A 21,849-nucleotide genomic window follows, 5' to 3' on the forward strand; every position below is an offset into this window, starting at 1 on the left:
GGGGTGGACGAGCGGGAAGCGCTCGCCGGTGGTCTTGAGTGACGCCTTCGCGGCGGTCCTGGGCAGGTTCTTCTGTGAAGACGAAACCCAGGCGGCGGGGGATCGGCGGACGCAACAGGCCTGGGCTGAAATCGCCCAGGCGGTCCGGGGTGCGGCCAGCACCCCGCCCGTCGGGGGCCTCTCTCGGAGCGGGTTAAAAATCCGCGATCCGAAGGCTTCCGGATAACGGTTCCGCGCGAAGCGCCTGACTTCGTCGAAACGGTAACAACATCAAAGCTACTCCGGGCGAGGCCCGGGCGCTTCGCACCCTTCCCATCACCCGCCGGGCTTCCCGGCCGGGGACATGCGCTCGCGCGTGTCCCCATCAGAAAGCGCCGAGCCAAGACTTGGGGACACGCCCAAGGGCATGTCCCCGACCGAAGCAGTCTCGAGGAAACCCCTAGAACAGCAACCCGTAGAGCCGGCAATCCCGCCGCTCCCCGTCGCGGTCCACATGGCCCTTCAGATAGCCTTCCTGCTCGAAGCCCAGCTTCTCCAGCACCTTCTCCGCCCGGCTGTCGCCGACATGGGTGCGGGCGATCATCCGCTTCAGGCCCAGGGACGAGGCGCAGTGGGCCAGCAGGGCGGCGGCGGCCTCGGTGGCGTAGCCCTGGCCCCAGGCGTCGCGCGTGATGATGAAGCCCAGCTCGCCGCGATGGTGCCGCCAGTCCAGGTCGACCAGTTCGCAATAGCCCAGGAACCAGTCGCTCTTGGCGTGGCGGATCGCCCAGTACAGCGCCCGGCGCTCGGCCATTTCGGCGACCTGGGCGGCGACGGCGGCGGCGACCTCGTCGGGATCCTCGATGGCGGCGCGGTCCCAGTGGGCCATCACCTCCGGATCGCTCATGAACGGGTAGACAAGGGGGGCGTCCTCAAGCGTCAGCGGCGTCAGCCTGAGGCGTTCGGTCTCGAGGATCATGCGGCGGAAAGGACCTGATACGGACGTGGGGAATGGTCTTGAGTGCGGACGGTTCGTCCCCAGCTATGGCGCGGGCTCGTCGCAAGTGATAGAGGGGCCGCTTCGTTTTTCGCGGCGGATGCGTCCGTCGCCCGGATCGAGATCGATTTAGACATGCTCATCGGCGTTCTGCTGGCCATCAACATTATCGTTTGCGTCGTCCTGATCGGCGTGGTGCTGATGCAGCGCTCCGAAGGGGGCGCCCTAGGCATGGGCGGCGGCGGCGGCGGTTTCATGACCGCCCGCGGCGCCGGCGACCTGCTGACCCGCACGACCTGGATCCTGTTCTCGATCTTCCTGATCATCAGCATCGTGCTGACCGTCCTGACGGGTCGCCAGGGCTCGACCAATTCCGTGGTCGACCGACTGAAGCTCGACGGCCTGGACAGCAAGACCCTGAACGCCGCGCCGTTGCCGGCTGGTCCGACCGCCCCGGCCCCGACCACGACCATTCCGGTCCCCTCGGCTCCGACCGCCGCCGGCCCGGCCACGATCCAGGCCCCGGCCCCCCAGATCAGCGCCCCGGCCCCGACCGTCTCGGCGCCCGCTCCGGCCGCCAAGGCTCCGGCCCCCAAGGCGCCGGCCGCCGCGCCGGTTCCGGTGATCAGCGCCCCGGCCGCGGCCGACCAGAAGCCGGCCCAGTAAGGGCCGGCGGCATTTTACTGTTGATGAACGCCGGTCTTTTCCCCGGCGAGGACGAATCACGGCTAATCTGATCGCCCATGACCCGGTACATCTTCATCACCGGCGGCGTGGTTTCCTCATTGGGAAAAGGCCTCGCCTCCGCGGCGCTCGGAGCGCTTCTTCAGGCACGCGGCTACAAGGTCCGCCTTCGTAAGCTCGACCCCTATCTCAACGTCGATCCGGGCACGATGAGCCCGTATCAGCACGGCGAGGTCTTCGTGACCGACGACGGGGCCGAGACCGACCTGGACCTCGGCCACTACGAGCGCTTCACCGGCGTGTCGGCCACCAAGGCCGACAACATCACCACCGGCCAGATCTACAAGACGATCATCGAGAAGGAACGCCGCGGCGACTATCTGGGCGCGACCGTCCAGGTGATCCCGCACGTCACCAACGAGATCAAGGACTTCGTCCTGTCGCCGGCCATGGACGAGACGGGCGAGAAGCCGGTCGACTTCGTGCTGGTCGAGATCGGCGGCACCGTCGGCGACATCGAGGGCCTGCCGTTCTTCGAGGCCATCCGCCAGCTGCGCCAGGACCTGCCGCGCAATCAGAGCTGCTACGTGCACCTGACCCTGCTGCCGTTCATCAAGACGGCCGGCGAGATGAAGACCAAGCCGACCCAGCACTCGGTCAAGGAACTGCGCTCGATCGGCATCCAGCCCGACATCCTGCTGTGCCGCTGCGAGCAGGAGATCCCGGTCGAGGAAAAGCGCAAGATCGCCCAGTTCTGCAACGTGCGCCCCAGCGCCGTGATCCAGGCGATGGACAGCTCGTCGATCTACGCCGTGCCGATCGACTATCACAAGGAAGGCCTGGACGCCGAGGTGCTGGACGTGTTCGGCATGAGCGACGCGCCCAAGCCGGACCTGTCGCGCTGGGAAGCGATCGACCAGACCGTCAACCACCCCGACGGCGAAGTGACCATCGCCGTGGTCGGCAAGTACACGGTCCTGAAGGACGCTTATAAGTCCCTCATCGAGGCCCTGCACCACGGCGGCCTGGCCAACAAGGTCAAGGTCAACCTGGACTGGGTCGAGAGCGAGACCTTCGAGGGCGAGGAGGGCGCGGCCGCCGCGCGGCTCGAGAACGCCCACGCCATCATGGTGCCCGGCGGCTTCGGCGAGCGGGGCGCGGAGGGCAAGATCCGCGCCGCCCAGTTCGCCCGCGAACGCAAGGTGCCGTACTTCGGCATCTGCTTCGGCATGCAGATGGCGGTCATCGAGACCCTGCGGAACGTGGCCGGCATCAAGGACGCCTCGTCCAGCGAGTTCGGCCCCACCGAGCGTCCGGTGGTCGGCATTATGACCGAGTGGATCAAGGGCAACGAGACCGTCCAGCGGCGCAGCAACGACGATCTGGGCGGCACCATGCGCCTGGGGGCCTACGAGGCCGTCCTGACGGCCGGTTCGAAGGTCGCCGAGATCTACGGCGGCACCGAGATCAGCGAGCGCCACCGCCACCGCTACGAGGTCAACATCGGCTACGCCCACCTGATGGAGGACGCCGGCCTGAAACTGACCGGCCGCTCGCCCAACGGCGTGCTGCCCGAGATCGTCGAGCGCGAGGACCATCCGTGGTTCATCGGGGTGCAATATCACCCCGAACTGAAGAGCCGTCCGTTCGCCCCGCACCCCCTGTTCGCCAGCTTCATCGCGGCGGCGAAAGAGCAGGGACGACTCGTCTAACAAGCGCGGTTGCATCTCCGAACAGATTCGGGCATAAGCGCGCCCTCACGCGGCGGCCTGGGTCTTTCCCGAGTCGCCGCTTCCGATTTTCACGCTCAGCGAGCAGAGTCACTTCGATGGCCGTTCCTAAAAGAAAAACTTCGCCTTCTCGCCGGAACATGCGCCGGTCGCACCACGCCCTGGGCGCCAACTCCTTCGTCGAGGACAAGGACTCGGGCGAACTGCGCCGTCCGCACCACGTCGATCTGAAGACCGGCCTGTACAACGGCAAGCAGATCCTGACCCCGAAGGAAGACTAGTCCTTCCGGTCAGCCTCGCCCCGGTGAAATAGCCGGGGTCGGGCGACAAGACGAAGCCTGAAAGGCGGCGGTCCCCGGACCGCCGCCTTTTCGCTTTTCGGCGCAGCTTTCCCCAAGTGGCGCGGCGGCTCCCATGCTTGGCTGGATGCGGATTTCGACAACGTCGTCGAATAACCGTGTTATCTTGACGGCAGGGAGATTCACCCATGCTCACACGCCGAAACATCGCGGCGGGACTGGGATTGTCGCTGATGGCCGAGCAGGCCTGGGCTCGATCCTCGACGCCCGCGGCCCTGCTGCAGCCGGCTTCGCTGCAGACCGCGCCGACGCCGCCGCCGCCCGCGCCGCCGCCCGGCGTGACGCCCCCGGTCGAGGAGGCGCCGCCGATCTTCCTCGACACCGCCCTGGACGCGATCGACCGCATGACGGTCGAGGTCTTCATCAACGGGCAGGGGCCCTTCGCCTTCGTCGTCGACACGGGGGCCGACCGCAGCGCGCTGTCGACGACCCTGGCGGCGAAGCTGGCTCTGGAGCGCGGGCCCGACGTGATGCTGCACGGGGTAGGCGGTTCGGCCCTGACGCCCACGGCCAAGGTGCCGCTGATGGTGGCCGGCGATTCCCGCATGAGGAACGCCGAACTGCCGGTGCTGAGCCCCGAACGCCTGGGCGTGGACGGTCTGTTGGGCGTCGACATGCTGGACGACCGCAACGTCATCATGGATTTCCGCCGCAAGCGGCTGGAGGTGCGTCGCAGCACCTCGATGACGGCCGCCTATCCCGGTGTGCGTGAGGTCTCGGTGGTCGCCGACGCCCGCTTCGGCCGGTTGGCGGTGGCCAACGCCCGGGTCAGCGGCGTGCGCTGCGTGGCCTTCATCGACTCCGGCTCCGGCGCCAGCATGGGCAACATGGCTCTGGCCGAGGCGATCAAGTTGCGGGTGCGCCGCAAGCCCGAACCGTCCATGGCCATCCGCCTGGTCGGCGCGGCGGGCGAGGCGACCGTGGGCGAACTGCGCGTCGTCCGCTCGATCGAGATGGGCGCCCTGCGGATGACCAACCTGCCGCTGGTGCTGGCCGACCTGCACATCTTCGATATCTGGAACCTCAACAGCCGCCCCGCCGTGCTGCTGGGGGTCGACGTGCTGAAGATGTTCGCCCGGGTCGAGCTGGACTTCGGCTCCGACCGCGTGAAGTTCCGCCTCGGCAAGGGCTGGACGCCGCCGATCCTCGAGGCCTGACCCGAACGTTCGTTCCGACGATCTGATCGACGATCCGGCGAGCGCTGGTTGCGGTTCGCGGCCCACGCCGCTAAGGGGAGGCGCCTTTTGAAAGGGGAGCTCCCATGACCGAGATCGTCGACATCATCGCCCGCGAAATCCTGGACAGCCGCGGCAATCCGACGGTCGAGGTCGATGTCGTCCTGGAAGACGGGGCCTTCGGCCGCGCCGCCGTGCCGTCGGGCGCCTCGACGGGCGCCCATGAAGCCGTCGAAAAGCGCGACGGCGACAAGTCCCGCTACGGCGGCAAGGGCGTCAAGGCGGCCGTGGAGGCGGTCAACGGCGAACTGTTCGACGCGCTGTCGGGCGTCGATGCCGAGGACCAGCGCCGCATCGACAATCTGATGATCGAGCTGGACGGCACGCCCAACAAGAGCCGCCTGGGCGCCAACGCCATCCTCGGCGTCTCGCTGGCCACCGCCAAGGCCGCCGCCGAGTCGGCCGGCCTGCCGCTCTACAAGTACGTCGGCGGCGTTTCGGCCCGCGTCCTGCCCGTGCCGATGATGAACATCATCAACGGCGGCGCCCACGCCGACAACCCGATCGACATCCAGGAATTCATGATCCTGCCGACCGGCGCCCCGACCTTCGCCGAGGCCCTGCGGATGGGCGCGGAGATCTTCCACGGCCTGAAGAAGGCCCTGAAGGACGCCGGCCACAACACCAACGTCGGCGACGAGGGCGGCTTCGCCCCGAACCTCGGCTCGGCCGAAGACGCCCTGGCCTTCATCGTCAAGGCCGGCGAAGCGGCCGGCTACAAGTCGGGCGAGGACTTCGTTCTGGGCCTGGACGTCGCCGCCACCGAGTTCTTCAAGAACGGCAAGTACGAGCTGGAAGGCGAGGGCAAGAGCCTCGACCCGGCCCAGATGGTCGACTACCTGGCCAACCTGGCGAACAAGTTCCCGATCCTGTCGATCGAGGACGGCATGTCGGAAGACGACTTCGAAGGCTGGAAGCTGCTGACCGACACCCTGGGCAAGAAGGTCCAGCTGGTCGGCGACGACCTGTTCGTCACCAACCCCAAGCGCCTGCAGCTGGGCCTGGACAAGGGCCTGGCCAACTCGATCCTGATCAAGGTCAACCAGATCGGCACCCTGTCGGAGACCATCGACGCCGTCGACCTGGCCCACCGCAACGCCTACACCAGCGTCATGAGCCACCGTTCGGGCGAGACCGAGGACTCGACCATCGCCGACCTGGCCGTGGCCCTGAACTGCGGTCAGATCAAGACCGGCTCGCTGGCCCGCTCGGACCGTCTGGCCAAGTACAACCAGCTGCTGCGCATCGAGGAGGCCCTCGACGACCAGGCCGTCTACGCCGGCCGCGCGGTGCTCAAGGGCCGCTAGTTTTAAGGCTCCCGGACGACGAAAGGCGGCGCTTCCAGCGCCGCCTTTTTCGTTTCGGATGTTACGATTCTCGTTCCCGAAGGTCCGGACGCCCGTTTTCGAGGCGCCGGGCGCCAAAATTCACCAACAATTTTTCTAAAAGCAAAAACGGCGCCTCGCCGCACCGCCGCAAAAAATGGCTCCAAACGGCCGTTCAGATGCTGCGACGCGGTATCTAGATGCCCTTGAAACCATCTCAAATGAAAGCGTTAGGGAGCTGCTTTCGACATCTTGTCCCGACCTTCGCAAACCCCCCGTTTAGTAAGGCGTTAAGCATGATCGGGCAGGGTAAACTTCCCCTCCTGGGAATCGCTGATGTTCGCCCGACTGCAACCTTTCCTGCCGACCGCGGCGCTCCTTCTGCTGATCACTTACTTCGTGTTTCACGCCCTGACGGGCGAACGCGGCCTGCTGTCGACGTCGCAGCGCAACGCAGATCTCGCCGCCAAGACGCTGGAGTTGAAGAAGATCCGCGCCGAAAGGATGGACCTGGAGGCCCGTGCTCGTCTATTACGCAGCGGCAGTTTGTCGGCGGACCTTCTGGAAGAACGCGCGCGTTCGCTCCTGGGATACGCCGACCCCAAGGACTATGTGATCCGCACCCCGCGCTGAGCGTTTGGTACGGGAACCGGTCCCGCGGCTCTGCCGACGGATCAGGTGAGCCTGGCCCGTTTCGGGTTTGACAACGGGCGCCCATCTAACGCGGAACCGAAGGTTCATTCGGCGGTGGGCGTTCAGGAGTAGGCCGCGATGAAGATTGGCCAGGGAGAGTTGAATGGCGCGTACGCGCAAGGGTGAAGCCCCCGCGGGGAAGGGTGATGCCACCGGTGTCAACACCTTCGTCGGCAAGGACGAGCTTCTGAAATTCTACCAGGACATGCTGCTGATCCGCCGCTTCGAGGAGCGCGCCGGCCAGCTGTACGGCATGGGCCTGATCGGCGGCTTCTGCCACCTCTACATCGGTCAGGAAGCCATCGCCGTCGGCATGCAGTCGATCAAGGTCAAGGGCGACCAGATCATCACGGGCTACCGCGACCACGGCCACATGCTGGCCGCGGGCATGGACCCCAACGAAGTCATGGCCGAGCTGACCGGCCGCGCGGGCGGTTCGTCGCGCGGCAAGGGCGGCTCGATGCACATGTTCGACATCGAGACCGGCTTCTACGGCGGCCACGGCATCGTCGGCGCCCAGGTGTCGCTCGGCACCGGCCTGGCGCTGAACAACCACTACCGCGGCAACGGCAATGTGGCCTTCGCCTATTTCGGCGACGGCGCGGCCAACCAGGGCCAGGTCTACGAGAGCTTCAACATGGCCCAGCTGTGGAAGCTGCCGGTCGTGTACGTGATCGAGAACAACCAGTACGCCATGGGCACCAGCGTCGAGCGTTCGGCGTCGGAAACCGCCTTCCACAAGCGCGGCACGTCGTTCCGGATTCCGGGCGAGGAAGTCGACGGCATGGACGTGATCGCCGTGGCCGAGGCCGGGGCCCGCGCCGCCGAGCACGCCCGTAGCGGCCAGGGTCCGTTCATCCTCGAGATGAAAACCTATCGCTATCGCGGCCACTCGATGTCCGACCCGGCCAAGTACCGGACGAAGGACGAGGTCGACAACGTCAAGCAGACCCGCGACCCGATCGACCACCTGAAGGAGCGCCTGGCCAAGGCCGGCGTCACCGAGGACGACCTGAAGGTCGTCGACGCCGAGGTGAAGCGCATCGTGGCCGAGGCGGCCGAATTCGCCCGCACCAGCCCCGAGCCCGATCCTTCCGAACTGTACACCGACGTATACCTGGAGGCCGCCCAGTGACGGACATCCTGATGCCCGCCCTGTCCCCGACGATGGAAGAGGGGACCCTGGCCAAGTGGCTGGTCAAGGAAGGCGACACCATCAAGGCCGGCGACGTGATCGCCGAGATCGAGACCGACAAGGCGACGATGGAAGTCGAAGCCGTGGACGAGGGCGTGATCGAAGCCATCCTGGTTCCGGCCGGCTCGGAGAACGTCAAGGTCAACACCTTGATCGCCAAGCTTAAGGGCGAGGGCGAAGCCGCTTCGCCGGCTTCCGCCGCCGCTCCGGCCGCTGAGGCCGCGCCCGCTCCGGTCGCCGCCTCGGCTCCGGCCGCCGCGCCGATCTCGGCCGCCTCGACCTTCGCCGACCCGGAAATCCCGGAAGGCACGCCGCTGAAGAAGATCACGGTCCGCGACGCCCTGCGCGACGCCATGGCCGAAGAGATGCGCCGCGACGACAAGGTCTTCCTGATGGGCGAGGAAGTCGCCCAGTACCAGGGCGCCTACAAGGTCAGCCGCGACCTGCTGCAGGAGTTCGGCGACAAGCGCGTCATCGACACGCCGATCACCGAGCACGGCTTCGCCGGCCTCGGGGTCGGCGCGGCCATGGCCGGCCTGAAGCCGATCGTCGAGTTCATGACCTGGAACTTCGCCATGCAGGCGATCGACCAGATCATCAACTCGGCCGCCAAGACTCTGTACATGTCGGGCGGCCAGATCAAGTCGTCGATCGTGTTCCGCGGCCCCAACGGCGCGGCCTCGCGGGTCGGCGCCCAGCACAGCCAGGACTACGCGGCCTGGTACGGCAACATCCCGGGCCTGAAGGTCATCGCGCCGTACGACGCGGCCGACGCCAAGGGCCTGATGAAGGCCGCCATCCGCGACCCGAACCCGATCGTCTTCCTCGAACACGAGATGATGTACGGCCACGAGTTCGACATCCCGGACGTCGAGGACTGGATCGTGCCGATCGGCAAGGCCAAGGTTCGTCGCGAAGGCTCGGACGTCACCCTGGTGGCCTACAGCCGCATGGTGGGCTTCGCCCTGCAGGCGGCCGAGGAACTGGCCAAGGAAGGCATCTCGGCGGAGGTCGTCGACCTGCGCACGATCCGTCCGCTGGACCACGACACGATCCTGGAAAGCGTCAAGAAGACCAACCGCCTGGTCACGGTCGAGGAAGGCTGGGGCCCGATGGGCGTCGGCGCCGAGATCGTCGCCCGGATCACCGAGTTCGGCTTCGACTACCTGGACGCCCCGCCGCTGCGGGTGCACCAGGAAGACGTGCCGCTGCCTTACGCGGCGAACCTGGAAGCCCTGTCGCTGCCTTCGGTCCCCAAGATCGTCAAGGCGGCCAAGACGGTCTGCTACCGGTGATCATCCGGCCCGTTCACCTAGGCCCTGGCCTGTGTGAACGGGCTCGGAGGCGCTCATGACCCAGACCCTCAACGGCTCCTGCCACTGCGGCGCGGTGCATGTGCAACTGGACCACGGCAAGCCGCTGGACCAGTTGCCGCTGCGGGCCTGTCAGTGCTCGTTCTGCCGTCGGCAGGGCGGGCGCACGACCAGCGATCCGGCCAGCCGCCTGCACATCACCGCCGCCCCGGGGGCGCTGATGCGCTACCGGTTCGGGCGGCGGGCGGTGGACTTCCTGATCTGTCGCGAATGCGCCTGCTACGTGGCGGCGATGATCGAGGACGAGGGCCAGGCCTACGCCACCCTCAACGTCGTGGGGACCGACCTGCCGGGTTTCGCCGATCGCGTGCCCGAACGGCTGGACTATCACGACGAAACGGACGAACAACGCCTTGCCCGTCGCAAGGCCAAATGGACGCCGACCACCTTGGTCGAAGCCGTCCCGAACGCTTGAGGAAGAAGCTCAATGTCGATCGACATCCTGATGCCCGCCCTGTCGCCCACCATGGAGGAGGGGACCCTCGCCAAGTGGCACGTCAAGGTCGGCGACACCGTCAAGGCCGGCGACGTGATCGCCGAGATCGAGACCGACAAGGCGACGATGGAAGTCGAAGCCGTCGATGAAGGCGTGGTCGAGGCCATCCTGGTCGAGGCCGGGACCGAGAACGTCAAGGTCAACGCTCCGATCGCCAAGCTGGCCGGCGAGGGCGAGAGCCCGGCGCCGCCTCCCGCCAAGGCTGCTCCGGCCGCTGAAGCGCCGAAGGCCGCTCCGGCTCCGGCCGCGCCCGCCCAGGCCGCCGGCGAGACCGCCGCGCCCGCCAAGGCCGCTCCCGCGGCTACGCCGACCGGCGACCGCGTCTTCGCCTCGCCGCTGGCCCGTCGCCTGGCCTCGGCCGCGAACCTGGACCTGAAGTCGATCCCCGGCACCGGCCCGCACGGCCGCGTGGTCAAGGCCGACGTGGAAGCCGCCCAGAAGGGCGGCGCGCCCGCCGCCAAGGCCGCTCCGGCCGCCGGCGCTTCGGCCCCGGCCGCCGCCGCCGAGCCGCGCAAGGTGCAGTCGCTGGAGCAGCAGGGCATCCCGGCCGGCTCGTACGACCTGGTCCCGCTGGACGGCATGCGCAAGACCATCGCGCGCCGCCTGACCGACAGCTTCCGCGACGTGCCGCACTTCCCGCTGGTCATCGATCTGGAGATCGACGCCCTGCTGGCCGCGCGCGCCAAGATCAACCACCTGCTGGAAGGCCAGGGCGTGAAGGTGTCGGTGAACGACATCATCATCAAGGCCGCGGCGGTGGCCCTGAAGCGCGTGCCGGAGGCCAACGCCTCCTACACCCCCGAAGGCATCGCCCTGCACAAGCACGCCGACATCGCCGTGGCCGTGGCCATCGACGGCGGCCTGATCACCCCGATCGTCCGCGCCGCCGAGACCAAGGGCCTGGCCCAGATCTCGGCCGAGGTGAAGGACCTGGCCGCCCGCGCCAAGGCCAAGAAGCTGAAGCCCGAGGAATTCCAGGGCGGCACCTTCTCGGTCTCCAACCTGGGCATGTTCGGCATCAAGCAGTTCGCTTCGATCATCAACGAGCCGCAAGGCGCGATCATGAGCGTCGGGGCCGGCGAGCAGCGTCCGGTGGTCAAGGACGGCCAGCTGGCCGTGGCCACGGTGATGACCGTCACCCTGACCTGCGACCACCGCGTGGTCGATGGCGCGATCGGGGCCAAGTTCCTGGCTGCCTTCAAGCCGCTGATCGAAGAGCCGCTGACCCTGATCGTCTAAGCGGCATAGGGGAGGGCAGGGATGTCCGTCTACGACTACTCCGCCAAGACGCTGGACGGCCAGGACGCAAGCCTGGCCGACTATCGCGGCCAGGTGCTGCTGATCGTCAACACGGCCAGCAAGTGCGGCTTCACCCCCCAGTACGAGGGGCTGGAGGCGCTGTACCGGGAGTACAAGGACAAGGGCTTCACCGTCCTGGCCTTCCCTTGCAACCAGTTCGGGGCTCAGGAGCCTGGGAACGCCGAGGAGATCGCGAACTTCTGCTCGCTGACCTACGACGTGACCTTCCCGGTCCTGGCCAAGATCGACGTCAACGGCCCGTCGGCCCATCCGCTCTACGCCTATCTCAAGCACGAGCAGAAGGGTCTCCTGGGCACCGAGGCGATCAAGTGGAACTTCACCAAGTTCCTGATCGGTCGCGACGGTGAAGTCGTCGAACGCTTCGCCCCGACCACCAAGCCTGAAGACCTCAAGCAGGCCGTCGAGGCCCTGCTGTAACGCTCTCCTGGACCGGTCCTCGGGACCGATCGACCGACGCCGGCCGGCTCCCCCCGACGGCGTCAAAAGCTAGGATACGAAAGACATGTCCACGGAATTCGACGTCGTCGTCATCGGAGCCGGCCCCGGCGGTTATGTGGCCGCGATCCGCGCCAGCCAGCTGGGCCTGAAGACGGCGATCATCGAGCGCGAGAGCCTGGGCGGCATCTGCCTGAACTGGGGCTGCATCCCCACCAAGGCGCTGCTGAAGTCCGGCGAGATCTACGAGCAGCTGTCGCACCTGGGCGGCTACGGCCTGTCGGTCGAGAAGGCCTCGTTCGACTTCGGCAAGATCATCGAGCGCTCGCGCGGCGTGGCCAAGCAGATGTCCTCGGGCATCGCCTTCCTGATGAAGAAGCACAAGATCGAGGTCGTGGAAGGCGAGGCCAAGCTCGAGAAGGGCAACCCCTCGCCGAAGGTGGTCGTGGCCCTCAAGGCCGGCGGCAGCCGCACCATCCAGGCCAAGAACGTGATCCTGGCCAGCGGCGCCCGGGCCCGGAACATCCCGGCCATCGGCGCGGTCTCGGACGGCGACAAGATCTGGACCTATCGCGACGCCCTGGCCCCCAAGGCCATGCCCAAGTCGCTGGTCGTCATCGGCTCGGGCGCCATCGGCATCGAGTTCGCCAGCTTCTACCGCGCCCTGGGCGCCGAGGTGACCGTCGTGGAAGCCGTCGACCGCATCATGCCGGTCGAGGACGCCGAGGTCTCCAAGGCCGCCCAGAAGGCCTTCGAGAAGCGCGGCATCACCTTCCGCATCGGCGCCAAGGTGACCAAGGTTGAGAAGACCAAGGACGGCGTCTCGGTGGCCGTCGAGGTCGGCGGCAAGGCCGAGACCTTGACCGCCGAGAAGTGCATCGTCGCCGTCGGCATCGCCCCGAACACCGAGGGCCTGGAAGCGATCGGCCTGAACATGGACCGCGGCCACGTGGTCACCGGCAAGCACGGCGAGACCAACGTGCCGGGCCTCTACGCCATCGGCGACGCCGCCGGCCCGCCCTGGCTGGCCCACAAGGCCAGCCACGAAGGCATCCACGCCGCCGAGTTCATCGCCGGCTTCAAGACCCCGCACGTCAACTCGCCGATCCCGGGCTGCACCTACGCCAACCCGCAGGTCGCCTCGGTGGGCCTGACCGAAGCCGCGGCCAAGGCCGCCGGTATCGACGTCAAGGCCGGCCGCTTCCCGTTCCGCGTCAACGGCAAGGCCGTGGCGGCGGGCGAGGTCGAGGGCTTCGTCAAGACGGTGTTCGACGGCAAGACCGGCGCCCTGATCGGGGCCCACATGATCGGCCACGAGGTCACCGAGATGATCCAGGGCTTCGTCACGGCCATCACGCTCGAGGCCACCGAGGAAGACCTGCACGGCATCGTCTACGCCCACCCGACCATGTCGGAGGCCATGCACGAGGCCGCGCTCGACGCCTACGGCCGCGTCCTGCACATCTAGGCTTGGCCTAGCGGCAAAAGAGAAGGGCGGCGCTCCGGAGCGCCGCCCTTTTTGTTTGGCTCGCAGCGACCTTACGGCCGCTTGCGCACCTGGGCGTCGACGCTCCATTCGCCCGGCCCGGCGAAGACCAGGTAGAGGAAGACGAAGCAGAACAGGATCGCCGCCTCGCCGCCGTTCAGGGCCGGCCAGAAGCCCTGCGAGGCGTGGGCCAGGAAATAGGCCACGGCCATCTGGCCCGACAGGACGAAGGCCACGGGACGCGTGAACAGGCCCAGCACCAGCAGGGTCCCGCCGATGATCTCCAGCCACGCGGCGGCCACCAGCATCGGCGGCAGCGGGTCCGGCGCGCCCGGCTGCGGCCCGGGGAAGTGGAACACCTTCATCAGGCCGTGCTCCATGAAGAGCAGGGCGGCGATGATCCGCAGCAGGCTGAGCACGCGCGGCGTCCAGACGATCAGTCGTTCCATGTCGATCTCCCTCCTAGTCGACGGTCAAAACGAAAAACCCCGACGGGCCAGGGCGGCCCGCCGGGGTTCTTGAAAGAGGCGATGTCCGCCAGGTCCATCAAGCGGCCTTGGCGTCCTGATCGGCCATCCTCTGGATGGCGACATAATCGGTCTTGCCGCTGCCCAGCACGGGCACCTGGGTGACCTTGAGGATCTTGCGCGGCACCGCCAGCTCCGGCGCCCCGATGCTCTGGGCGTGGGCGACCAGCGGCGAGACGTCGGCGTCCTGGCGGTCGGTGACCAGCACCAGCCGCTCGCCCTTCTTCTTGTCGGGCATCGAGATCACGGCGTGGCGGCCGTCGGGCCAGACGGCGCTGGCCAGGTCCTCGGCGGCGGTCAGTGAGACCATTTCGCCGCCGATCTTGGCGAAGCGCTTCACGCGGCCCTTGATGGTGATCCACAGGTCGTCGGTGACCGTCACCACGTCGCCGGTGTCGTGCCAGCCGCCCTCGGGGGCGTCGACGCCGCCGTCCTCGCGCAGATAGCCCGTCATGATGTTGGGGCCGCGCACCAGCAGGCGACCGCCCTCGGTGATGCCCTCGACCGGCTCGATTTTCCAGTCCTGGCCGGGCAGCAGGCCGCCGACCGTGCCCCGGCGGTTGTCGTCGGGCTTGTTGACCGCGATGACCGGCGAGGCCTCGGTGGCGCCGTAGCCTTCGAGCACCGGCACGTTGCCGAACTTCTCGGCGATCAGGTTGTGGGTTTCCTCGCGGACCTTCTCGGCCCCGCAGACGACGAACTTCAGGCCGCTCAGCTCGTCGCTTTCCGAGGCCCGGGCGTACTGGTTGACGAAGGTGTCGGTGGCCAGCAGTACCGAGGCGCCGGCGTCCTTCAGCAGTGGCGGGATCTGCTTGGTGTGCAGCGGCGAGGGGTACTGGAAGGCCTTCATGCCGGTCAGCAGCGGCAGGATCACCCCGCCGGTCAGGCCGAAACAGTGGAACACCGGCAGCGGGTTGAAGAACACCCAGGCCGGGTCCAGCTCGATATGGGCGGCGATCTGGATCGCGTTGGAGACCAGGTTGGCCTGGCTCAGCACCACGCCCCGCGGCGCGCCGAAGCTGCCCGAGGTGAACAGCACCACGCCGGGATCCGAGGGCTTGGCCGAGGCGCGGAACTGGCGCGGGAAGATCCCGGCGGCGGCGGCGAACAGCTTGTCGGCCAGGCCGATCGTGCCCCGCACGTCCTCCAGATAGGTGATCTGGGCCTTCTGCTCGAGCGCATCGACGATGTCGTGCAGCTTGCCCAGCTCGATGAACTTGTGGGCCGTCAGCACGCGCTTGACCCCGGCCAGCTCGCAGGCGGCGCGCAGGTTGCGCAGGCCGGCCGTGAAGTTGAGCATGGTCGGCACGCGGCCGAAGGCGTGCAGGGCGAAGAAGGTGACGACCGCGCCGGCGCCGGACGGCAGCAGCACGCCGACATGCTCGCCCGGCTTGGTCATGGCCGCGATCTTGCGGCCGAGCGCGAAGCTCGCCCGCACCAAGTCGGTGTAGCTGAGTGGATTGCGATCCTGATCCTCGAGGATCAGTTTCTTGGCGCCGTACTTGTCACGGGCGTCGAGCAGGGCGTCGAAGATGGCCTTCTGGCCGTCCTGCGCATTGAAAACTACCGGCATGCCGGCGAAACCTCCCGGAAGCGCGACGTCGCGCCCTCGTCTGATTGAAGCGGGACCCTAGCGACGGCGTGTCGCTTTGCAAACACCCGTTACGCGCGCGGAAGCGCACCGGTCCTTCTAAAATGCGCTCAAGCCCTTGTCGTTCAAGGCTTGGCGGGCGGTGAAGCCGTGCGAGAGCGCAGAACCTGATCCACCTTTTGCAGCCATGGAGCGCGCAGCGAATCTGTCTCCAGATGCAGGGCGTGGCGGGCGCCGGGGTAGCGAGTCTCGACGCAGCGGGGCAGGGCGGCGCAGACCGTGCGCTGGGGCCCGGGCAGGGCTTTGACGTCCTGGCCGGCGTCCAGCATCACGACGGGCGTCCGCACGCGCTTGAGGTCGCGCCCGACAGCGTCCACGGCGTCGTAGAAGGCCGCGTACCAGGCCAGGCTCGGCGCGCCCATCCGCAGGTCGGGATTGGCCAGCCGCCAGGCCTGCTGCACCGCGCCGCGCGCCGGATCGTGGGTCAGCCTGGCGCCGAAGCCGTCGGGCCCTTCGCGCTTCCAGCCCGCCTGGCCCGGATAGCGCACGAAGCCCAGCTTCAGGCCGCGGGCCCAGCGGGCGATGCGGATCAGCTCGGTCTTGGAACGGGGCGGGTCGGCGAGATCGAAATTGGGCGAGGAGAGGATCACCGTGTCGGCCAGAACCCCTTCCTCCAAGGCCCGCAGCGCCACCAGGCCGCCGTCGCCGGCGCCGAGGATCACGAACGGGTCGCGGGCCCCCACGCCGCCCTGGGGCGGCCGGATCACCGCCTTGACCATGGCCCGGGTCGCGGTGACGTCGGGAGCGAAGCTGGTGACATGGCCCAGGTCCCGCCAGGGCGTGGCCCGTTCCGAGCCGCCCTGGCCCTGGCGCTCCAGGATCCAGACCACATAGCCCCGGCCGTTGAGGTTGGCCGCCGTCTCGAACCAGCCCTCGGCGGACTCGCCGTAGCCCGGCAGGATCAGGATCTGGCCTCGCGCCACGCCCCGTGGGGCGGAGACTCCATAGCGCTGCACCAGGTCGTCGCCGACCTTCACGTAGCCCCAGGCCCAGCCCGCCGGCGGCTGGAAGCGCACGTCGAGGGACGGGGGCGTGCGGCTCTCCGCGAACGGCGCGCGGACGCCCTCGTCGCGGCACGCGACGAGCGGCAAAAGCAGCAGCAGACTCAGGAGGCGGCGACGCATTCCAGGCACTCTTTTCGCGCCTTAGCGTCACATGCAAGAACGCATGCTTGATCTGGAGGCCAGGAAGTCCGATCTAGGCCGTTATGGTCACCCTGATCGACACGCTGAACGCCCGCTCTCCCGAAGATCGCGCTGTTCGCCACCCCGAAAAGCAGAACCGCCCCGATACGCCGGTGCTGCGCAAGCCCGACTGGCTGCGGGTTCGCGCCCCGGGCTCGGGTCAGTACAACGAGACCAAGGGCATCGTGCGCGAGCACAAGCTGACCACGGTCTGCGAGGAAGCCGCCTGTCCGAACATCGGCGAGTGCTGGAGCCAGAAGCACGCGACCATGATGATCATGGGCGAGATCTGCACCCGGGCCTGCGCCTTCTGCAACGTCGCCACCGGCCTGCCGACCCAGCTGGACCCCGACGAGCCGCGCCGCGTGGCCGAGGCCGTCGCCAAGATGGGCCTCAAGCACGTGGTCATCACCTCGGTCGACCGCGACGACCTGATCGACGGCGGCGCCCGCCACTTCGCCGAGGTGGTCACGTCGATCCGCGCCGCCTCGCCGGGCACGACCATCGAGATCCTGACCCCGGACTTCCTGCGCAAGGACCGCGCCGAGAACGTGGTGATCGACTCCAGGCCGGACGTCTTCAACCACAATCTCGAGACCGTGCCGCGGCTCTATCTGAAGATCCGCCCCGGCGCCCGGTACTATAACTCCCTGCGCCTGCTGGAGCGGGTCAAGGAACGCGATCCCTCCCAGTTCACCAAGTCCGGCCTGATGGTCGGTCTGGGCGAGACCAAGGAGGAGGTGATGCAGGTGATGGACGACATGCGTTCGGCCGGCGTCGACTTCATCACCATCGGCCAGTACCTGCAGCCGACCCGCAAGCACGCGGCCATCGACCGCTTCGTGACGCCGGAAGAGTTCAAGGCCTACGAGGCCATCGCCCGGGCCAAGGGCTTCCTGATGGTCTCGTCCAGCCCGCTGACCCGCTCGTCGCACCACGCCGGCGAGGACTTCGCCAAGCTGCAGGCCGCGCGCCGGGCGCTGGACGCCAAGAGCGCCTAGACTTGCACCGCCACGTCGTCACCCGGGTGCTGCCCTATGCGCCCGAGCAGCTGTTCACGCTGGTCGGGGACGTGGAGGCCTATCCGCAGTTCGTGCCGTGGATCACGGCTATGCGCACCTGGAACGGACGCGCCGACGCCCAGGTCTCGACCGTGGACGCCGAGGCCCAGGTCGGGTTCTCGTTCCTGCGCGAGAAGTTCGCCACCCGGGTCCGGCGCGACGCCTCGGCCCTGACGGTGGACGTCAGCCTGCTCTACGGCCCGTTCAAGCGGCTGGCGAACCAGTGGCGGTTCCTGCCGCACGAAGCCGGCACGACCGTCGAGTTCGTCATCGACTTCGCGTTCAAGTCCAAGATCCTCGACGCCATGCTGGCCGCCAATCTGGACCGGGCGGCCAACACGCTGATCGGCTGTTTCGAGGACCGGGCCCGGGCGATCTACGGGCCGAAATAAAGCCGGGGACATGCCCTCGCGGCGTGTCCCCATCGGCTGGCGCGGCGCTCGAACTTGGGGACACGCCGCAAGGGGATGTCCCCGTCACCGCCCCTTGAACGCCGCCGGGCGCTTCTGGAGGAAGGCGCTGACGCCTTCGATGAAGTCGTCGGTCTTGCCGGCGTGCTTCTGGGCGTGGCGCTCGGCGTTCAGCTGGCCCACCCAGTCGGCGTCGAGACTGTTCCAGACCAGCTTGCGGATCGCCGACAGGGCGGCCGGGCCGGCGGCCAGCTCCTTGGCGATGGCCGTGGCGGTCGGCATCAGTTCGGCGTCGGGGACGCAGCGGTTGATCAGGCCCCAGGACAGGGCCGTGGCGGCCGGGATCTTGTCGCCCAGCAGCATCATCTCCATGGCCCGCGCCTTGCCGACGAGGCGCGGCAGCAGATAGGTCGAGCCGCCGTCCGGCACCAGGCCGATGCGACGGAAGGCCTGGAGGAAATAGGCGCTCTCGGCGGCCACCACGATGTCGCCCAGCAGGGCGATCGAGCAGCCGACGCCGGCCGCTGGGCCGTTGATCGCCGTGACGATCGGCAGGGGGAAGTCGCGCAGCAGGCTGACCAGCGGGTTGTAGGTGCTTTCCAGGGCCGAGCCGGCGTCGGGCTTGCCGTCGACGTCGGCCTCGCGGCCCGCCGCGCCGCCGCCCGACAAGTTGGCGCCCGAGCAGAAGCCGCGGCCTTCGCCGGTCAGGATCACGGCGCGCGCCTCGACCTTGCCGGCGGCGATCGAGCCGAAGGCGTGGGCCAGTTCGCGGGCCATTTCCAGGCTGGCGGCGTTCAGGGTGGACGGATCGGCGAGGGTGACGACGGCCAGGCCGTCGGCGGCTTCCAGCCGGATCTTCTCGTAGGTCATGGCGTCCTCCCAAGGCTCGTCGTTGTCGCCTGGAGTCTAGGCGCGACTAACCTTGGGGAAGACCAGAAAAATCTGAGACGCCCCGTTCAGGGCGCTCGCGACTAGGCCGCGTTGGCCGAGTCCGGCTTGCTCTCGGCGGCGGTGACGCGGTTGCGGCCGCCGCGCTTGGAGGTGTAGAGCGCCGCGTCGGCCCGTTCCATGACCGAGTGGCCGGTCTCGCCCGGACGACGCTCGGCGAAGCCCGACGAGATGGTGATCGCGCCCAGGTCCTCGTTGGTCGAGCGGCGCTTGAGCATGCGCGACGACACCTCGACGCGGATCTCCTCCAGGGTGCCGGCGACCATGGCGGCCGACTCGCGCGGGAAGATCATCGCGAACTCCTCGCCGCCGTAGCGGGCGGCGAAGCGGGGCGGGGCGGCGACGCGGCCGATGACGCTGGCGACGTAGCGGATGACCTGGTCGCCGGTCTGGTGGCCCCAGGTGTCGTTGAAGCCCTTGAAGTGGTCGATGTCGAGCACGGCCAGGCAGATGGTGGTGCCGGCCTCGTCGGCCTCGCTGCAGGCGCGGTCCAGCTCTTCGTCGAAGGCCTTGCGGTTGGCCAGGTTGGTCAGGCCGTCGGTGGTGGCGTCGCGGCGGACCTGTTCCAGGTGCTCGCGCAGGCGGTCGACCTCGGCGGTGGACTCCGCCAGGCGGGTCTCCAGCGACTTGTTTTCCTTCTGGACGCGGCGGGTGGCGTCGGCCAGGCCGCTGACGACGGCCTTCAGCTTGCCCACGTCCTGCGAGGCGTCCAGCTCCTTGGCCGCGCCGTTCAGGGTCTTGCCGTAGGCGGCGTTGCTCTTCTGGGCGTCCTGGATGGCCTTGGAGACCGATTCCAGTTCCTTGCTCAGCAGGTCGCCGGCGTCGCGGATCTGTTCGTTCAGCTTGGCCTTGGGCAGGTAGGTGGCGGCCAGCTCCTCGCTGAGCAGCTCGGTCAGCGGCTCGCCCAGCGAGATAAGGCGGGTCAGCTCGCGGGCCAGGGCGCCGTCCGGATCGGCGACGAAGTGGGTCCACAGCTCGAAGTTCAGGGCGGTCGGCCACACCTGATGGCGCTCCATCAGTCCCAGCGCCCGGCCGGCGATCTTATAGGCCTCAGGGCCGCGCAGCGTGGTTTCGACGTCCGACATTTCCAGTCCCCCAACAGCGCCGCATCGCCCGGATGCGCGCTTGGAGCTCCAATCTAGGCCGAAGAGTTCAAACGAGCCGTTAAGAACGAACGACGTTCACTTGCGTGATCCCTCCGTCCCGAGCATTGTGAACGGTGATAAGATGAGCCTGCAGGCCGCTGGGAGGAACCTGACCGTGAACGCGCCCGCCAACCTCAACCTGGAATCGGCGAAAGCCGCGATGTCTCGAATCCTCGAGGCGCAGAAGGCCGCGCACCTGCGACAAGGCGCCCCGACGGCCGAGCGGCGCATCGAATGGCTGGACCGCTGCATCGGCCTGCTGGTCGATCACCAGGCCGAGATCGCCGACGCCCTGAACGCCGATTTCGGCGCGCGCTCGAAGGACGCCACGGGCCTGACCGACATCGCCGGCTCGATCGGTCCGCTCAAGTTCGCCAAGGAGAACCTGGCCAAGTGGATGCGCCCCGAGAAGCGCAAGACCACCCCGGCGATCCTGGGTCTGTTCGGGGCCAAGGCCGAGGTCCAGTACCAGCCCAAGGGCGTGGTCGGGGTGATCAGCCCCTGGAACTTCCCGGTCAACCTGACCTTCGCGCCGCTGGCCGGGGTGCTGGCGGCCGGCAACCGGGCGATGATCAAGCCGTCCGAATTCACGCCGGTCACGTCCGAGCTGATGAAGACCATGTTCGCCAAGGTCTTCTCCGAGGAGGAGATCGCGGTGATCACCGGCGGCCCGGAAGTCGGCCAGGCCTTCACCAGCCTGCCGTTCGACCACCTGGTCTTCACCGGCGCGACCTCGGTGGCGCGCCATGTGATGCGGGCCGCGGCCGAGAACCTGGTGCCGGTCACCCTGGAACTGGGCGGCAAGAGCCCGGTGATCCTGTCGCGCGGCGCCGACATGGCCACGGCGGCGGCGCGGATCATGAACGGCAAGACCCTGAACGCCGGCCAGATCTGCCTGGCGCCCGACTACGTGCTGGCCCCGGCCGACCAGGTCGACGCCTTCGTGGCCGAGGCCAAGGCCGCGGTGGCCAGAACCTTCCCGACCATCAAGGACAATCCCGACTACACCGCCGTGGTCGCCCAGCGTCACTACGACCGGATCAAGGGCCATGTGGACGACGCCCGGGCCAAGGGCGCCAGGATCGTCGAGATCAATCCGGCCGGCGAGGACTTCAGCCAGCAGGAGCACCGCAAGATCCCGCCGACCCTGATCCTGGACCCGACCGACGACATGACGGTGATGCAGGACGAGATCTTCGGTCCGGTGCTGCCGGTGAAGACCTACGGCAAGGTCGAGGAGGCGGTGGACTACATCAACGGCCGCGACCGGCCGCTGGGGCTCTACTGGTTCGGGACCGACACCGCCGAGCGGGACATGGTGCTGAACCGCACGACCAGCGGCGGGGTGACGGTCAACGACGTGATCTTCCACGTCGCCCAGGAGGACCTGCCGTTCGGCGGCGTCGGCCCGGCGGGCATGGGCAGCTACCATGGCCGCGACGGCTTCCTGGAGTTCAGCCACAAGAAGGCGGTGTTCACCCAGCTGAAGAAGGACATCGCCCCGATGCTGGCCCTGCGCCCGCCGTACGGGGAGGGGATCCGGAAGTACCTGGCGGGGCAGATCAAGAAGTAGGGGCTTTCCAAGGTCTTTCCTCAAGGCTTCGGTCGGGGACATG

Annotated in this window: 21 protein-coding genes and 1 pseudogene; 16 read left to right on the top strand and 6 right to left on the bottom strand. The window is 67.9% G+C overall.

Going from position 1 to position 21,849, the window contains the following annotated elements:
* On the top strand, nt 1-226 hold a 226-nt coding region (locus tag BR39_RS27195), incomplete at its 5' end, for a hypothetical protein (protein WP_035019048.1).
* Nucleotides 227-439: 213 nt separating this feature from the next.
* On the opposite strand, the gene BR39_RS0124150 is transcribed toward BR39_RS27195, so the two are convergent.
* Nucleotides 440-958 carry a GNAT family N-acetyltransferase gene (locus BR39_RS0124150; protein WP_029917032.1) on the bottom strand — a complete coding sequence of 173 codons (519 nt, stop codon included), beginning with the start codon at nt 956-958 and terminating at the stop codon, nt 440-442.
* Between the two features lie 153 nt (nt 959-1,111).
* Here BR39_RS0124150 and secG point away from each other — a divergent pair, with 153 nt between their 5' ends.
* The 12 genes and pseudogenes from secG to lpdA all read left to right on the top strand — a co-directional run bounded on the left by secG (nt 1,112) and on the right by lpdA (nt 13,289).
* Complete coding sequence (gene secG / locus BR39_RS0124155) at nt 1,112-1,642, top strand: preprotein translocase subunit SecG (protein ID WP_029917033.1); 531 nt, start codon at nt 1,112-1,114, stop codon at nt 1,640-1,642.
* Nucleotides 1,643-1,719: 77 nt separating this feature from the next.
* Entirely contained in the window at nt 1,720-3,372 is a 1,653-nt protein-coding gene (locus BR39_RS0124160; protein ID WP_029917035.1) for a CTP synthase, read from the top strand.
* A 116-nt stretch (nt 3,373-3,488) separates the two neighbouring features.
* The gene (gene rpmF / locus BR39_RS0124165; RefSeq protein ID WP_007671126.1) at nt 3,489-3,671 is read left to right on the top strand and encodes a 50S ribosomal protein L32; all 183 of its coding nucleotides are present in this window, start codon (nt 3,489-3,491) and stop codon (nt 3,669-3,671) included.
* A 206-nt stretch (nt 3,672-3,877) separates the two neighbouring features.
* Nucleotides 3,878-4,906 carry a retroviral-like aspartic protease family protein gene (locus BR39_RS0124170; protein WP_029917037.1) on the top strand — a complete coding sequence of 343 codons (1,029 nt, stop codon included), beginning with the start codon at nt 3,878-3,880 and terminating at the stop codon, nt 4,904-4,906.
* A gap of 104 nt (nt 4,907-5,010) precedes the next feature.
* Entirely contained in the window at nt 5,011-6,291 is a 1,281-nt protein-coding gene (gene eno / locus BR39_RS0124175) for a phosphopyruvate hydratase (protein ID WP_029917039.1), read from the top strand.
* A gap of 354 nt (nt 6,292-6,645) precedes the next feature.
* A complete protein-coding gene (locus BR39_RS0124180; RefSeq protein WP_029917040.1) occupies nt 6,646-6,942 on the top strand; it encodes a septum formation initiator family protein in 297 nt (98 codons plus the stop codon).
* Nucleotides 6,943-7,105: 163 nt separating this feature from the next.
* A complete protein-coding gene (gene pdhA / locus BR39_RS0124185) occupies nt 7,106-8,137 on the top strand; it encodes a pyruvate dehydrogenase (acetyl-transferring) E1 component subunit alpha (RefSeq protein WP_029917042.1) in 1,032 nt (343 codons plus the stop codon).
* Nucleotides 8,134-9,492, top strand: a complete 1,359-nt coding sequence (locus BR39_RS0124190) for a pyruvate dehydrogenase complex E1 component subunit beta (RefSeq protein ID WP_029917044.1) — start codon at nt 8,134-8,136, stop codon at nt 9,490-9,492. The genes pdhA and BR39_RS0124190 overlap by 4 nt, the downstream gene beginning before the upstream one ends.
* Nucleotides 9,493-9,901: 409 nt before the next feature.
* Nucleotides 9,902-9,985: pseudogene (locus BR39_RS27200) on the top strand (aldehyde-activating protein); the annotation flags it as partial.
* 12 nt (nt 9,986-9,997) lie between these two features.
* A complete protein-coding gene (locus tag BR39_RS0124200; protein WP_029917048.1) occupies nt 9,998-11,305 on the top strand; it encodes a pyruvate dehydrogenase complex dihydrolipoamide acetyltransferase in 1,308 nt (435 codons plus the stop codon).
* A gap of 21 nt (nt 11,306-11,326) precedes the next feature.
* A complete protein-coding gene (locus BR39_RS0124205) occupies nt 11,327-11,803 on the top strand; it encodes a glutathione peroxidase (RefSeq protein ID WP_029917050.1) in 477 nt (158 codons plus the stop codon).
* 85 nt (nt 11,804-11,888) lie between these two features.
* Nucleotides 11,889-13,289, top strand: coding sequence for a dihydrolipoyl dehydrogenase (gene lpdA, locus BR39_RS0124210; protein ID WP_029917051.1), 1,401 nt, complete (start codon nt 11,889-11,891; stop codon nt 13,287-13,289).
* Between the two features lie 71 nt (nt 13,290-13,360).
* On the opposite strand, the gene BR39_RS0124215 is transcribed toward lpdA, so the two are convergent.
* The 3 genes from BR39_RS0124215 to BR39_RS0124225 form a co-directional block, all read right to left on the bottom strand.
* The gene (locus BR39_RS0124215; protein ID WP_029917052.1) at nt 13,361-13,756 is read right to left on the bottom strand and encodes a DoxX family protein; all 396 of its coding nucleotides are present in this window, start codon (nt 13,754-13,756) and stop codon (nt 13,361-13,363) included.
* 97 nt (nt 13,757-13,853) lie between these two features.
* On the bottom strand, nt 13,854-15,407 hold the full coding sequence (locus tag BR39_RS0124220; RefSeq protein ID WP_051696083.1) for an AMP-binding protein: 1,554 nt from the start codon (nt 15,405-15,407) through the stop codon (nt 13,854-13,856).
* A 143-nt stretch (nt 15,408-15,550) separates the two neighbouring features.
* A complete protein-coding gene (locus tag BR39_RS0124225; protein WP_029917056.1) occupies nt 15,551-16,609 on the bottom strand; it encodes a serine aminopeptidase domain-containing protein in 1,059 nt (352 codons plus the stop codon).
* An 83-nt stretch (nt 16,610-16,692) separates the two neighbouring features.
* Here BR39_RS0124225 and lipA point away from each other — a divergent pair, with 83 nt between their 5' ends.
* Complete coding sequence (gene lipA / locus BR39_RS0124230) at nt 16,693-17,670, top strand: lipoyl synthase (protein ID WP_029917057.1); 978 nt, start codon at nt 16,693-16,695, stop codon at nt 17,668-17,670.
* Nucleotides 17,671-17,672: 2 nt separating this feature from the next.
* A complete protein-coding gene (locus BR39_RS0124235; RefSeq protein WP_029917059.1) occupies nt 17,673-18,122 on the top strand; it encodes a type II toxin-antitoxin system RatA family toxin in 450 nt (149 codons plus the stop codon).
* Nucleotides 18,123-18,206: 84 nt separating this feature from the next.
* Here the strand turns inward: BR39_RS0124235 and BR39_RS0124240 are convergent, their stop codons facing one another.
* Together BR39_RS0124240 and BR39_RS0124245 are read right to left on the bottom strand one after the other, a co-directional pair.
* Complete coding sequence (locus BR39_RS0124240; protein WP_029917061.1) at nt 18,207-19,010, bottom strand: enoyl-CoA hydratase/isomerase; 804 nt, start codon at nt 19,008-19,010, stop codon at nt 18,207-18,209.
* Nucleotides 19,011-19,111: 101 nt separating this feature from the next.
* Nucleotides 19,112-20,173 (bottom strand): GGDEF domain-containing protein, encoded by a 1,062-nt coding sequence (locus BR39_RS0124245; protein ID WP_029917069.1) that lies wholly within the window; start codon nt 20,171-20,173, stop codon nt 19,112-19,114.
* A gap of 175 nt (nt 20,174-20,348) precedes the next feature.
* Between BR39_RS0124245 and BR39_RS0124250 the strand changes: the two genes are divergently transcribed.
* Nucleotides 20,349-21,806: a coniferyl aldehyde dehydrogenase gene (locus BR39_RS0124250; RefSeq protein ID WP_029917071.1), complete on the top strand. Its 1,458-nt coding sequence runs from the start codon at nt 20,349-20,351 to the stop codon at nt 21,804-21,806.
* The last annotated feature ends 43 nt before the right edge of the window (nt 21,807-21,849 follow it).

The sequence above is a fragment of the Caulobacter sp. UNC358MFTsu5.1 genome, from assembly GCF_000712075.1.
Taxonomy (GTDB): domain Bacteria; phylum Pseudomonadota; class Alphaproteobacteria; order Caulobacterales; family Caulobacteraceae; genus Caulobacter.